This window comes from Thalassospira lucentensis, from assembly GCF_032921865.1.
GTDB lineage: Bacteria > Pseudomonadota > Alphaproteobacteria > Rhodospirillales > Thalassospiraceae > Thalassospira > Thalassospira lucentensis_A.
This window is the reverse complement of the sequence record NZ_CP136684.1, coordinates 3,045,676-3,059,804: the sequence shown is the minus strand read 5'-3', so window position 1 is coordinate 3,059,804 and position 14,129 is coordinate 3,045,676. Positions and strand designations below refer to the sequence as shown.

Genomic DNA, 14,129 nt, shown 5'->3' with positions numbered 1-14,129 from the left:
ACAGCCCCATGCACATCCTGCCCGCCAGCGCGATCAAGGAACTTCAGGATGCCCTTGGCCCGAAAGGCTGGAGCATGGAGGCCGATATTCTGGCAAACCATAATGCCGAGGCCCGCGGCAAGTTTGCTGGCGACGCGGGCATGGTGCTTTACCCCGCCAACACCGACGAAGTCGCCAAATGTGTCGCGATCTGTGCAACACATGGCATTGCGATTGTGCCTCAGGGCGGCAATACCGGGCGATGCGGCGGGGCGGTTGCCAATGCCGCCGAGGTGATCCTGAACCTGAAACGGATGAACCGGATCATTGAAATTGATGCCCGCGATTTCACCGCAACGGTCGAGGCCGGTGCGATCCTGCAAACCGTGCAGGATGCGGCAGGCGACCGTGACCTTCTTTTCCCTCTAAGCCTTGGGTCGGAGGGCTCCTGCCAGATTGGCGGCAATCTTGCGACCAATGCGGGCGGGCTGAACGTCATTCGTTATGGCAATGCGCGTGATCTGGTTCTGGGGCTTGAAGTCGTTCTGCCCGATGGTAGCGTGTGGAACGGCCTGTCATCCCTGCGCAAGGACAATACCGGCTATGATCTGCGCGATCTGTTTATCGGGGCGGAAGGCACCCTTGGCATTATCACCAAGGCAACGCTGAAACTGTTTCCCAAGCCGCGCCATGTCGCGACCGCTTGGGTGGCTGTCCCCAGCCCCGATGCCGCCCTTGACCTTCTGGCGCTTGCGCGACGTGAAAGCGGTGATGCGATTGCCGCGTTCGAGCTGTTGTGCGGCTTTGCCCATGATATGGCCATCGCCCATTTGCCGGGGCTATCTGCCCCGCTTGCCGCACCCTCGGACTGGTATGTGATGATCGAGCTGACCTCGTCACGGCCCAAGGATGATTTGAACGAGGTTCTAAGCGACCTTCTCGAAAGCGCCCTTGAGGCGGGCCTTGCCAGCGATGCAACGCTTGCACAATCCGAGGCCCAGCGCGCCAATCTTTGGGCGATCCGCGAAGGCATCCCCGAGGCACAGGGGTTTGAAGGCGGCAGCATCAAGCATGATGTATCGGTTCCGGTTTCCAAGGTGCCGGAATTGCTGACACGCGGCATGGCCGCGGCCGGTGATTTCATTCCGGGCATTCGCCCCTGCCCGTTTGGCCATGTTGGTGATGGCAATATCCATTTCAACTTCACCCAGCCGGTCGAGATGGAAAAACAGGCATTTCTCGATTGCTGGGAAACGCTTAACCGCCTGATCCATGACATTGTTGCCGATCTTGGCGGATCGATCAGTGCCGAACATGGCATTGGCAAGCTGAAGCTTGATGAACTGGCCCGCTATGCCAGCCCGGAAAAGATGAAATTATTGCGCGCGATCAAGGATGCGATTGATCCAGATGGAATGCTCAACCCCGGCAAAATCGTCATTTAGCTTAGAAGTTTACGTAAATTTTCTTGCATCACATTAATGTCCCCTCACAATCAAGACGCGAAATACGTTAGAAAAATAGTTAAATAACGCACCTAGAGGTCATGATGGCGTCGGAAATGCGCTACTATTTATGTCTTCCTATTATTGCCGGATTTCTGCTCCCATTCGGACATCTGGGAGCATTGATACTGCTATTTGGCAGCTACGGTTTTACGGCAATACTTGTTCATACAAAAAATGCACAAAACAAAAACGACGCCAAATTAATTATAGTTCCGCTTGCAGTTTTTCTGGCGATTGTAATTTCTCTTATCGTCTCATATTTCGCTGGTGCGATATTTGTTTTCAAAGCGGATAAAATGTTCGAATTTTCATTTTTACCCGACCCAATTCACACCTCGATATTCGTAAGCGTGTTTATATCTAGCGGAATAATTGGTGTAATTATTGTTATAGGCTCAGAATTTCTATTAAGAAGTAGATACAATCCGACCTGTGAGATATTGATCGTGGCTTTCATGAGCTTTGGGTTTTCTGCGTCCACAGGGTTGTTTTTCCCCAATTTCTCATTTCTAAACGGCATCCCGATAGCTTTCGTGTTGTTCATGCATTTAAGCAGATATTTTGCCTCTACAATCGCCCTACCGACAGATGACAATGAAGTCAGCGCAAACAAATAAAAACAAATGCGAATTGCAAAAATCTTGTGATTTCAAAGGAGTGGAATAGCCTCCTCCAAAGACCCCATCCCAAAAAGGTCCGCGATGTTTTCGATTGATACCTATGATCCGCTAAACGTTCCCAAGGCCGTCGGGGACGAAATCTGGATCGTGGATGGCCCGGTGATCGGGTTTCAGTATCTCGGCATGAAACTGCCGTTTCCGACCCGGATGACGATCATCCGGCTGGCATCAGGCAAGCTGTTTATCCATTCACCGATCCGTTTGACGACGGAGCTTAAGGCCCGTGTTGATGCGCTGGGCGAAGTTGCCTGTCTGATTGCGCCCAACACCATCCATTATGCCGGGGTGCCGGAATGGCAGGCGGCCTATCCGGCAGCGCAAAGCTTCTGCGCGCCCGGTGTGATGAAGCGGGCGAAATCGGTCGGCATGACGGTATCGTTTGACGCCGAACTTGCCGACAGCGTTGAACGCGAATGGGCCGGCGAGATTGAACAGGTGATGGTACGCGGCGGCTATTTGTCCGAGGCGGTATTTTACCACCCGAAATCAAACACCCTGATCCTGACCGACCTGATAGAGAATTTCGAGGCCCACAAGATCAAAAGCCCGGTGTGGCGCTGGCTGGTGCGGATATTTGGCTCGATGGATCCGGATGGCTGCGCGCCACGCGATATGCGCATGACCTTTGCCGGACACAAGGAAAGTCTTCGCAAGGCGGTAAATCAGATGATCGACTGGGCACCGGAACGGGTGATTATCGCGCATGGCCGCTGGTATGATCACAACGGCACGGCCGAGCTTAAACGCGCCTTTCGTTGGGCGATGCGATAAAGCAGCCGCATTACGCTCAAACATGAGCGTAATGTGATATCATCAAGTCGTTGAGGGGAGTTTCACCGTACGATCATGGGGAGAGATATGCATATGGGTTTGAAAATGGTGATTTGATTTTGCAAAATATTTACCAAAATAATCACTGAAATAAAAAACAAATAATACTTCGGCAATTCCATATCAAAGGACGTTATTGTGAGATTCTCCTTTATTACACCAGTTTTTCTATTAATAATAATGTCATTACCTGGTTGCGCCACTCACTTCCAAAAGGGGGTAATTGCAACACGAAACGAAGATTTTGCAACTGCAGTAAAAGAATTTACTCCTCTTGCTGAACAGGGGCTTGCCGAAGCACAAAACAATCTTGGGGCAATGTATTACGCAGGACAGGGTGTTCCACAGGATGATAAGAGTGCCGTGAAATGGTACACCCGTGCCGCTGAACAGGGGCTTGCCGAAGCACAAAACAATCTTGGACTGATGTATGACGACGGACGCGGCGTACCACAGGATGATAAGACTGCTGTGAAATGGTACACCCTTGCCGCTGAACAGGGGTACGCAATAGCACAAAACAATCTCGGGGTGATATATGCCAACGGAGAAGGTGTTCCAAAAGATGATAAGACTGCCGTGAAGTGGTACACCCTTGCCGCTGAACAGGGGTACGCAATAGCACAAAACAATCTTGGGGCCAGGTATTACTTCGGACTAGGTGCTCCTCAGGATGATCAGACTGCTTTTAGGTGGATCTCCCTTGCCGCTGACCAGCGGCTTGCCGAGGCACAATTCAATCTTGGGACAATGTATGAAGACGGACGCGGCGTACCACAGGACTATAAGACTACCGTGAATTGGTACACCCTTGCCGCTGAACAGGGCCATGCAAAAGCACAAAACAATCTTGGGAAAATGTATGAAGACGGAGAAGGCGTTCCACAAGATGATAAGACTGCCGTGAGTTGGTACACCCTTGCCGCTGAACAGGGTCATGCAAAAGCTCAAAAAAATCTTGGATTCATGTTTGCCGACGGACGCGGCGTATCAAAAGATATCGTCTCTGCGTACATGTGGCTTAATATTTCGGCATCTTTAGGGGAAGATATTGATTTAAAATCTCGAGAAAAAGTCGAAGAATTTATGACACCTGCTGACATCTCCGCAGCACAGATACTTATGAAAGAGTGTGTTGCTAAAAACTATAAGGGTTGCTGATTTGATTTAGCCCCTCTCTGAAATGCCCATGCCCCTCTTTTGACATGCCCACCAGAACAGTCAAAGCGTGACCGCAAGCCCGAACGACCTCTCAACCACTTGGCGGTGGCTGCAGCGGATGTTTGTTGCCTCGATGGCTCCGGATGGATATGCGCATGGCCGCTGGTACGATCACAACGGCACAGCCGAACTCAAACGCGCCTTTCGCTGGGTCATGAAATAAGGGGCGCGCCGATCATGGCACGCCCCCTTTCTATCGTCAGATGCGAAAGAAATTATTCTTTCGGGCCCGACCAGCTATTGAGCGCGTCAAGCTTGTCCTGACGGCGGGCTTCGGGGGATTTTTTCCAGTCATTGCCGAATGCCGCGGATTCCCATGACCCATAGGTCGGGTTCGGCAGCATGAACCAGCGTTCCCCCCAATAGGTCGCGTATTTGTCCATGACTTCGAGGCGTTCATCGATGGTGCCATCGATATCGTCGGTGAAATCACCGAAGTTATCGCCAAACATCATGATGACACGGAAATCAGCCGCAACTGCCGCACGACGGGTGGCCTTGGCGGAACCCCATTCTTCCTTTTCACCGCGCACCATCACATGGTCCGCATCGGCGTAAGGGAAGCCGTATTCCTGCAGGTTTTTGATGGTCGCGGCTTCTTCGGCGGCCTTGCGGTTGGTGACATAGAAGACTTCAACGCCCTTGTCAGCCGCGGCCTTGGTCAGTTCCAGCGCGCCCGGCGTCGGGGTTGAAATCGCATCTTCGACAAATGCCGCCCAGGTTTTGGAGCTGTAAGACGTATTGGCCGTCACAACCCATGACTGATAGGCCGAGTTATCGAGCACGGTTTCATCAACATCAAGGATGATCGCCGGCGGCTTGGCCGAATAATTGCCATCCTGTTCAAGGGCCGCGGTCCAGTCATGATCACCAATCGCGGCATCGAGAAGACGCTGCGCACCGGCATAAACCGAAAGGGCCGTGGTTTTGTATTCGACCGAGGTCTGATACCAAAGCGATGCGTTCAGACCGTCATTCTGTGCCGGTTCCTGTGCCTGTGCGCCAAACGCGCCAAAGGCCGAACCCGCCAGAAGAACGGCAACGCCAAATGATTTCGTCGTCAATTTCATCTTTGTATTCTCCCTGTTTGGTTCCCGGTCCGGCCTGCACACACCCGATACGCAAAATAGCGGGCTGACCAGCCGGACAGGATTGAAAGAGCATGCCACCGCACCGCACCAAAGAAAAAGCCTTTTTCTGCATAGGGGCGGAAAAAGGCTTTGAACGCGATTGGATAAAGGCGCCAATCTGGCGGCCCGTCGTCAGACAGTCGGGTGTTTTTCAAAAGTGGTGAACCCGTCTTCAAGGCCGGGTTCTTCATGCACGCGGGTGACATTGGCATGCATCGGGCCCTCGTGACAGGCGGCAATCATGGATTGCACCCCGGCGACCGGGCCACAAAACAGGGCTTCGACCGTGCCATCCGCACGGTTGCGCACCCAGCCGGTCAGATCGCGTTTGCGCGCTTCCTCGACCGTCCAGGCGCGATACCACACGCCCTGCACCCGGCCTTCAATCCGGGCATGAACGGAAATGTTTCCGGTGCCGGTTTGCGGGTCTGGTTCGGTGGTGGTCATGACAACATCCTTTGGTGTGATGTTTACTTCGCGACTTTTATTTCGCGCCGGGGATATTGGCGTGCAGATGGGCGGTGTCCTGAAACTTCTGTTTCTGTTCGGCGCTTGCCGGGGCCTGATGATTGTCTTTCCATTCATCATAGGTCATGCCGTAGACCACTTCGCGCGCACCATCATAATCCATCGGAACGTTGCGTTCACGTGCCGCGGCCAGATACCATTTGGCAAGGCAGTTTCGGCAGAAACCCGCAAGGTTCATCAGATCGATATTCTGCACATCCTTGCGGTCCTGAAGATGCTGCACAAGCCCGCGAAAGGCTGCGGCTTCAAGTTCCAGCTTGGTCTGCGGATCAAGATTTGCCGCAGGGCCATTGGCAAGGGATGCTTCGGTCGACATTTCCGAACCGGCGCAATCAGACATTTTCCATACTCCCGACCGTGCCATAGGCAGGCAGGTCCTCTTCAAGTTTCTCGATGCTTTCGGGCACCGCGGCGATGCTTTCGACAGTGACGAAATGATCATTATCGATTTCCGTCTGATCGACCATTTCGTGGACCCATGTGATTTCATAGGGAATGTGGATCGCAGACCCACCGCACGCAAGGACGGGCAGGATGTCGGACTTTAACGAGTTGCCGATCATCACCGCCTCGGATGGCTCCACACCATAGCGGCCAAAGATATTGCGATAGGTCAGCGGGTCCTTTTCCGAGACGATCTCGACCCCGGCAAACAGGCTTTCGAGGCCGGAACGCTCGATTTTAAGCTGCTGGGCGATCAAATCGCCCTTGGTGATCAGAACGACCTTGCGATCCGGATGGGCGGCATAATGGCGCAAAACATCCTCGGCCCCTTCAATAAGGCGGGTCGGCGCGCGCAGCATCGATTTGCCGATTTCGGCCAGTTCATGAATTTCGGCCGCACTTATTTTCTTGTCGGAAAGCTCGATCGCGGTTTCGATCATCGACAGGGTAAAGCCCGTGATGCCGTATCCATAGATCGAAAGATTGGCCAGTTCCGCCTGATAGAGCCGATCATTGACCGTATCGGCATCGCCATAATGCGAAAGCATTTCGCGCAGGCGGATATGGGCGTCACGAAACAGCGGTTCGTTGTGCCACAGCGTATCGTCGCCATCAAAGGCAATCAGTTTATAGGTCATTCCAAGCCCTCGTTTCTTGTTATTGGATGGCCATGTCAAAGCATCGGGCCTCAATCCGCGACCATAGGTCAGCCGGAAATCGCCGTAAAGCCCCGTTTTCTGTATTTAATATGCGTTGCAACTGTTCGAAAGGGGTTGCAAACCCGTCCGATCGAACAGGTATGAAACAAAAAGCGCCGGGGGAATGTTCCCCCGACGCCGATCACGTTTCAGTCAATGCCCGATCAGATGACAATCCGGCCTAGGCTGCCTCGTCTTTCTCAAACTCGATGATGATCGCATCGACCGACAGGTTCGCGCCCTGCTCGGCGTGGATTTTTTTGACAACGCCTTTGCTTTCGGCCTTCAGCACGTTTTCCATTTTCATCGCCTCAAGGATGCAAAGTTCCTCGCCTGGTTGGACGGTCTGGCCTTCGGTGACCGATACCTTGACCAGCAGCCCCGGCATCGGGGACAGCAGGAAGTTTGACATATCCGGCGGTGCCTTGAAAGGCATCAGTTTTTGCAATTCGGCCACGCGGGGCAGCATCACCTTGAAGCTGCGCTGGATGCCGTTGGCCGACAGGCGATAGCCGACACCCTCGACATCGATCTGCACGCAGACCGGCGCACCGTCAATTTCGCCGACAAACAGCGCATCACCGATTTTCCAGTCGGATGAAACGCCATAACTGCGATCCCCGATGGCAACAATGTAGTCATTGTTAACACCGTCAATTTCGATATCGAATGCGGTGTGATCATCGCCCGATACCGCGACCCAGCTTTCGGCGATGGTCAACGGATGGTCACTGACCTGCCCGGTCACCCGCGCATTGCGTTCCGCCACCCGCTGATTGAGGTATCCGGCAACAACAACCAGCATCGCCGGATCATCATTGGGCAGATCATCGGCAGAAAAGCCGTTGGGATATTCTTCGGCGATGAAATTGGTGGTGATGTTGCCTGACTGGAACCGTTTATTGGCCATGACGGCGGCAACAAACGGGATATTGTGCGAAATACCGCGAATGTAATAGGCATCAAGGGCGGCCCGCATTTCCGCAATCGCATCATCACGGGTTTCGCCGTAAGTCACGAGTTTGGCGACCATCGGATCGTAATACATCGAAATTTCGCCGCCTTCATAGACACCGGTATCGACACGCACCGATGCGCTCTCGGCTGGGGGCTGATACCGCACCAACCGCCCGGTGGAAGGCAGGAATTCACGAAACGGGTCCTCGGCATAGATGCGGGTTTCCATCGCCCAGCCGGTCAGCTTGACGTCATCCTGCGCGAGCGTCAGCTTTTCGTCATTGGCGATTTTGATCATCCATTCCACAAGATCCTCGCCGGTCACCAGCTCGGTCACCGGATGTTCGACCTGAAGCCTTGTGTTCATTTCAAGGAAGTAGAAGTTCTTGTCCTTATCGACGATGAATTCCACCGTCCCGGCGGAGCAGTAATCCACCGCATGCGCCAGTGCCACGGCCTGTTCACCCATCGCCTTGCGGGTTTCAGGGTCGATAAAGGGTGACGGCGCTTCTTCGACGACTTTCTGATGGCGGCGCTGGATCGAACATTCGCGTTCGCCAAGGTAAATGCCGTGACCATGTTTATCGCAAAGCACCTGAATTTCGATATGGCGCGGTTCTTCGACGAATTTCTCGATAAAGACGCGATCATCGCCAAAGGAGCTTGCGGCTTCTGACGTGGCGCGCTCGAACCCTTCGCGGCATTCGGCATCGTTGCGCGCAATGCGCATGCCCTTGCCACCACCACCAGCCGATGCCTTCAACATCACCGGATAGCCGACATCATTGGCAATTTTGATCGCCTCGGCAGTATCCTTGATCACGCCCATATAGCCCGGAACGGTGGAAACACCGGCCTCAGCGGCGATTTTTTTCGATGTGATCTTATCGCCCATCGCGGCAATCGCGCCAACCGGCGGGCCGATGAAGGCGATTTTGGCGGCATCAAGCGCCTTGGCGAATGCCTGATTTTCCGAAAGGAAGCCATAGCCGGGATGGACGGCCTCCGCCCCTGTCGATTTGCAGGCATCGATGATTTTATCAATCACCAGATAGGACTGGTTGGATGGCGCCGGACCAATATGCACGGCTTCGTCGGCCATCTGCACATGCAGGGCATTTTTATCGGCATCGGAATAAACCGCGACCGTGGCAATGCCCATTTTACGGGCTGATTTGATCACGCGGCAGGCAATTTCACCGCGGTTGGCAATCAGGATTTTCTTGAACATATTGTTTGCTCCCAATTTGACGTCGCGGGTTAAAGCGGAATGTTGCCGTGTTTGCGGGCCGGGTTCTTGATGTCCTTGTTGCGCAGCATGCCAAGCGCCTTGCACACACGCCTGCGCGTGCCATGCGGCATGATGACATCGTCAATGAAACCCTTGCGCCCCGCGACAAACGGGTTGGCAAATTTTTCACGGTATTCTTCGGTGCGGGCCTCGATCTTGGCCGGGTCGTTCATATCGGCCCGGAAAATGATTTCCACCGCACCCTTTGGCCCCATCACCGCGATTTCAGCGGTCGGCCAGGCATAGTTGACGTCACCGCGCAGATGTTTGGATGCCATCACGTCATAAGCCCCGCCATAAGCCTTGCGGGTGATGACGGTGACCTTTGGCACCGTCGCCTCGGCATAGGCATAAAGCAGTTTGGCACCGTGCTTGATGATGCCACCATATTCCTGTGCGGTCCCCGGCATGAAGCCCGGCACATCGACAAAGGTGACAATCGGGATGTTATAGGCATCACAGAACCGTACAAACCGCGCGGCCTTTTTCGAGGATGCAATATCAAGGCAACCGGCCAGAACCATCGGCTGATTGGCGACGATGCCAACCGTGCGGCCATCCATGCGCCCCATACCGATAATGATGTTTTTGGCATGATCGGGCTGAATTTCATAAAAGTCGCCTTCATCTACGACCTTTGTGATCAGTTCCTTCATGTCATAGGGCATGTTGGGATTTTCAGGAACCAGCGTATCAAGCGAGAAATCATCGCGCATGATCGGGTCTTCACACAGACGTGCGGGCGGCTTTTCCTTATTGGATAGCGGCAGGAAATCCATGAAACGACGGGTCTGCAACAGCAGATCAACATCGTTTTCAAACGCCAGATCGGCCACACCGGAAATGCTGGTATGGGTCATCGCCCCGCCAAGTTCCTCGTGAGTGACTTCCTCGTGCGTCACGGTCTTGACCACGTCCGGGCCGGTCACGAACATGTATGAACTGTCCTTGACCATGAAAATAAAGTCGGTCATGGCCGGGCTATAGACCGCCCCGCCCGCACACGGCCCCATGATCAGGGAAATTTGCGGGATAACACCGGATGCCTCGACATTGCGCTGGAACACATCGGCATAACCGGCAAGGCTTTCGACACCTTCCTGAATACGCGCACCGCCGGAATCGTTAAGCCCGATCACCGGTGCACCGACCTTCATCGCCTGATCCATGATCTTGCAGATCTTGCGCGCATGCGCGCCCGAAAGCGCACCACCGAACACGGTGAAATCCTGTGAAAAGACAAACACCAGACGGCCATTGATCGTGCCATGCCCGGTGACCACGCCATCGCCCGGAATGCGGTTTTCGGTCATGCCGAAATCAACGCAATCATGTTCGACAAACATGTCCCATTCCTCGAACGAGCCTTCGTCAAGAAGCACATCAAGCCGTTCGCGCGCGGTCAGTTTGCCCTTGGCATGCTGATTGTCGATGCGGCGCTGGCCGCCGCCCATGGCCGCCTCTGCGCGTTTGGCTTCGAGCTTGGCGATAATATCCTGCATATTGCGTGATCCTTATTTTGGGCCGCCCGGAATGCATTCATGACGGTGGTCATGCCGGTGATGCAATCTGAATGATGAATTGAAATAGCATTATTCGGTACTGGAATGCCAATTATTTTTCACAGTCTGGTACAGGAACAAAATGGCCCGCAAAGGCCTGATTTCCCTAACGTCATTGCGATATGTGTGGGCGGGCTGGACTAAAGTCTAGAAGCCGGTCGGGAAATACCGGCATTTCGAACGGTGCGGGCACCAAACGGGTTCTGGCGCGTTAAGGCCTTATGATATCCACCAGAACGGTCCTTTCATGAAGCTGTTTCGCATCCGCCCGCACGAGCCGAAATCCACCGGCGATGATCGCCCTGCGCAATCCTTATGGCGTTATATCTGGCTGATGAGTGGCCGGCACCAGATCGTTGTCTGCCTGATTGCCATATCGGTTGCCGTTCTTGGCATTGTGCCGCTGGAACTGCAACGCAGGCTTGTCGATGATGCGATCAGCAAACAGGACATGTCGCTTCTGACCGTACTGGCGGTGATCTATCTGGCGGTGGTGCTGGTGCAGTCGGCGGCCAAATTCACGCTTCGGATTTACGAAGGCTGGCTCAGTGAAAGTGCGATCCGTCATAACCGCCGCCATCTCAGCCGCCTTTACGCCGAAGACCGCACCGGCAATGGCGAAGGCGAAAACGGCCGGGCGGTTTCGATCATCGGATCAGAAATCGAAAAACTCGGCGGGTTTGTGGGCGATGGCCTTTCGCAGCCGGTCGTCAATGCCGGGATGCTGATTTTCGGGATCGGCTATATGGTCAGTGTCGAGCCGATCATTGGTCTGATCGGCATTCTTGCCCTGATCCCGCAAATCGCATTGGTGCCGGTCATTCAAAAACAGATCAACCGGCTGATTGAAAAGCGCGTGGAAAAAATGCGCGAAGTCAGCGACGAGCTAAGCGAACTCCACCCGGGCGAAGATGACGATCACAAGGAACTTCTGGACCCGATCCATCGCGGCATCAGTTATCTTTATAACAACCGCATGTGGTTTTTCATCCTCAAGTTCGGGATGAAAACCCTGATCAATCTGCTGAATGCCCTTGCACCGCTTTGCGTGCTGGTCGTCGGTGGTTATCTTGCGATCAAGGGCGAAACATCGGTCGGGATTATTGTCGCGTTCATTTCCGGTTTTGACCGGATGTCATCGCCAATGCGCGAATTGCTGTCCTATTACCGGATGGCGGCACAGGCAGCCGTACAACACAGAATGATCGCGAAATGGATGAATTGATCAGGGCAACGAATGTTTATCGCTGCCCGATCAGATCAAGATACCGCCCCGCCGCCAGCAATTCGGCCCGGTGGCGTTCGCGGCGTGCGACGGCCTCGGCGTCGGCCCCCCAATGTTCGATGGAATAGCTTTCATCAAGCTGGGAAACTTCAAACGCCTCTTCGGCACTGATCCGGCCCCGCAGGGTTGCCAGACCGATGATGACCGATCCCGAAACCGTCGTCAGGGTGTGAAGGGCTGTCAGATGGTAATCATCAAGCGCCTCGATCTCGTCCTGAATGCGCAGAAGGGCCTCGTCTTCCTGCGTGATCGGCATGACGCCTTCGGTCACTTTCAGCGAAATACCCAGTTCATGATGCGCCCAGTCAAGTAACGGCTGCCAAGCTTCGGCCTGCTGGCGCACAAGATCATCGGGGAAAGATGCGCGATAGCATAACAGGTCAGACCGGCCAAACCCGGTCAGTTCCGCAATCACCGCAAACCGGTGCGGGCGCACCCGGTCAATCGCGGTCGCGGCCAGTTGCATGATCGGCATCGTGGTCGGCAGAACCTTTTCGCCCTGCGCATCCCATTCGGCCGCAATTTCATGCGCCAGCCGTTCGGCGGGCAATACGAATTCGGCCTTGGACGGTGATTTTACAGGCCTTCCGTCCAGATGAATACGCCAGCCCTGCGCATCTTCGTCGCGCACGGCTTCGGCTTTTTTATAAAAACGGTTGATCGATTTTGTAAGCATGATGGCGATATGCCCAAATCCGTTTCCATGTGCAAGCGATTTGATGGGACCGCCATCTTCAAAGGCGATTATCAAGAATTTCTGTATAATTTTTGGTCAATTTACCCCATTGACCATTTATTAAACAACCGTACTCTCCCCGTAACAGTCCCTTCATATCAGGAAAACCGACAAAAAAGGGATTTGGCACAGGCATTGCTGTGCGATCAGGGGTATCATTCGGTCAATGGGTCGTCAAAAAGACCCGAAACAGGAGGCTTCATTAATGGTGAGACTTAAAGCGCGGCTACTTGGCGCGACCGTCGGCATTGCCGTTGCACTTGGTGCGCAATCCGCGATGGCGCAGATGGCGATCAAATTCACACTCGACTGGAAATTCGAAGGCCCGGCAGCACCCTATGTGCTGGCCAAGAAAAAGGGCTATTTCGACGATGAAGGCCTTGATGTCACGATTGATTCGGGCAACGGATCGGTCGGTTCTATCACGCGCGTTGCCAGCGGCGCCTATGATGTCGGATTTGCCGATATCAACTCGATGCTGGAATTCAATGCATCGAACCCCGACCGTGCGATGAAGTCGATCTTCATGGTCTATGACCGCCCGCCCTTCTCGCTTTTCATGCTGAAGAAAAGCGGCATCACCAAGCCCGAGGACCTGATTGGCAAAACGCTTGGCGCGCCGGTATTTGATGCATCGCGCAAGCTGTTCCCGGCCTTTGCACAGGCAACCGGGCTTAAACTTGACGATGTCAAATGGGAAAGCATGGACCCGCCGCTGCGCGAACCGATGCTGGTGCGTGGTGACGTTGATGCGATCACCGGCCACTATTTCACATCGATCCTGAACCTTCAGGCGCAGGGTATTTCCAAGGACGACCTGACCGTTTTCAAGTATTTCGATTACGGCATGGATTTCTATGGCAACGCGATGATCGCATCGCCCGACATGATGGAAAACCATCCGGAAGAACTGCGTGCGTTCCTGCGTGCGGTCGTCAAGGGATGGCGTGATGCGATTGCCAACCCCGAAGAAGCCATTGCAGCACTTAAGGAAACCGATCCGCTGATTGACCCGGCCCTTGAATTGCAGCGCCTTCAGATGACGATTGACGAAAACGTTGTGACCGAGGTGACGCTTAAAGAAGGCATGGGCCTGATCAAGACCGATCGCATGAACAAGGCGATTGATCAGGTCAGCCTGGCATTTGGCATTGAAAACAAGCCAACCGTTGCGGACATCTTCACCGACATCTTCATGCCCGGCGAAAAAGACCGCATGCTGAAATAATCGGCACGTCAGACAACGCAAACGGGGCCGGGCGAACCGGCCCCGATCCAT

The 14,129-nt window shown here is 54.0% G+C and carries 14 protein-coding genes; 7 read left to right on the top strand and 7 right to left on the bottom strand.

What is annotated here, in order from left to right; translation table 11 throughout:
• Window positions 1-8 precede the first annotated feature (8 nt).
• From R1T41_RS14845 to R1T41_RS14825, 5 genes are all read left to right on the top strand, one after another.
• The gene (locus R1T41_RS14845) at window positions 9-1,424 is read left to right on the top strand and encodes an FAD-binding oxidoreductase (protein ID WP_317337648.1); all 1,416 of its coding nucleotides are present in this window, start codon (window positions 9-11) and stop codon (window positions 1,422-1,424) included.
• Between the two features lie 116 nt (window positions 1,425-1,540).
• The gene (locus R1T41_RS14840; protein WP_317337647.1) at window positions 1,541-2,104 is read left to right on the top strand and encodes a hypothetical protein; all 564 of its coding nucleotides are present in this window, start codon (window positions 1,541-1,543) and stop codon (window positions 2,102-2,104) included.
• A gap of 84 nt (window positions 2,105-2,188) precedes the next feature.
• Window positions 2,189-2,938, top strand: coding sequence for a DUF4336 domain-containing protein (locus R1T41_RS14835; RefSeq protein WP_317337646.1), 750 nt, complete (start codon window positions 2,189-2,191; stop codon window positions 2,936-2,938).
• Between the two features lie 198 nt (window positions 2,939-3,136).
• Entirely contained in the window at window positions 3,137-4,159 is a 1,023-nt protein-coding gene (locus R1T41_RS14830) for an SEL1-like repeat protein (protein ID WP_317337645.1), read from the top strand.
• A 67-nt stretch (window positions 4,160-4,226) separates the two neighbouring features.
• Window positions 4,227-4,382: a hypothetical protein gene (locus R1T41_RS14825; protein WP_317337644.1), complete on the top strand. Its 156-nt coding sequence runs from the start codon at window positions 4,227-4,229 to the stop codon at window positions 4,380-4,382.
• Window positions 4,383-4,434: 52 nt separating this feature from the next.
• On the opposite strand, the gene R1T41_RS14820 is transcribed toward R1T41_RS14825, so the two are convergent.
• The 6 genes from R1T41_RS14820 to R1T41_RS14795 form a co-directional block, all read right to left on the bottom strand.
• Window positions 4,435-5,289: a 5'-nucleotidase, lipoprotein e(P4) family gene (locus tag R1T41_RS14820; protein ID WP_114124067.1), complete on the bottom strand. Its 855-nt coding sequence runs from the start codon at window positions 5,287-5,289 to the stop codon at window positions 4,435-4,437.
• A gap of 192 nt (window positions 5,290-5,481) precedes the next feature.
• A complete protein-coding gene (locus R1T41_RS14815; RefSeq protein WP_317337643.1) occupies window positions 5,482-5,796 on the bottom strand; it encodes an acylphosphatase in 315 nt (104 codons plus the stop codon).
• Window positions 5,797-5,833: 37 nt separating this feature from the next.
• Window positions 5,834-6,193 carry a DUF1244 domain-containing protein gene (locus tag R1T41_RS14810; protein ID WP_411045562.1) on the bottom strand — a complete coding sequence of 120 codons (360 nt, stop codon included), beginning with the start codon at window positions 6,191-6,193 and terminating at the stop codon, window positions 5,834-5,836.
• Between the two features lie 16 nt (window positions 6,194-6,209).
• A complete protein-coding gene (locus R1T41_RS14805; RefSeq protein WP_209221646.1) occupies window positions 6,210-6,959 on the bottom strand; it encodes an HAD family hydrolase in 750 nt (249 codons plus the stop codon).
• 241 nt (window positions 6,960-7,200) lie between these two features.
• Window positions 7,201-9,207 (bottom strand): acetyl-CoA carboxylase biotin carboxylase subunit, encoded by a 2,007-nt coding sequence (gene accC, locus R1T41_RS14800; protein ID WP_317337641.1) that lies wholly within the window; start codon window positions 9,205-9,207, stop codon window positions 7,201-7,203.
• A 29-nt stretch (window positions 9,208-9,236) separates the two neighbouring features.
• Window positions 9,237-10,769, bottom strand: coding sequence for an acyl-CoA carboxylase subunit beta (locus R1T41_RS14795; protein WP_317337640.1), 1,533 nt, complete (start codon window positions 10,767-10,769; stop codon window positions 9,237-9,239).
• Window positions 10,770-11,076: 307 nt separating this feature from the next.
• Between R1T41_RS14795 and R1T41_RS14790 the strand changes: the two genes are divergently transcribed.
• Window positions 11,077-12,054, top strand: coding sequence for an ABC transporter transmembrane domain-containing protein (locus R1T41_RS14790; RefSeq protein WP_114111544.1), 978 nt, complete (start codon window positions 11,077-11,079; stop codon window positions 12,052-12,054).
• A gap of 16 nt (window positions 12,055-12,070) precedes the next feature.
• Here R1T41_RS14790 and R1T41_RS14785 read toward each other — a convergent pair whose 3' ends face one another.
• Window positions 12,071-12,790, bottom strand: coding sequence for an ATP12 family chaperone protein (locus R1T41_RS14785; protein WP_317337639.1), 720 nt, complete (start codon window positions 12,788-12,790; stop codon window positions 12,071-12,073).
• A 265-nt stretch (window positions 12,791-13,055) separates the two neighbouring features.
• Between R1T41_RS14785 and R1T41_RS14780 the strand changes: the two genes are divergently transcribed.
• Window positions 13,056-14,078 (top strand): ABC transporter substrate-binding protein, encoded by a 1,023-nt coding sequence (locus R1T41_RS14780; protein ID WP_062952355.1) that lies wholly within the window; start codon window positions 13,056-13,058, stop codon window positions 14,076-14,078.
• Window positions 14,079-14,129: the final 51 nt, after the last annotated feature.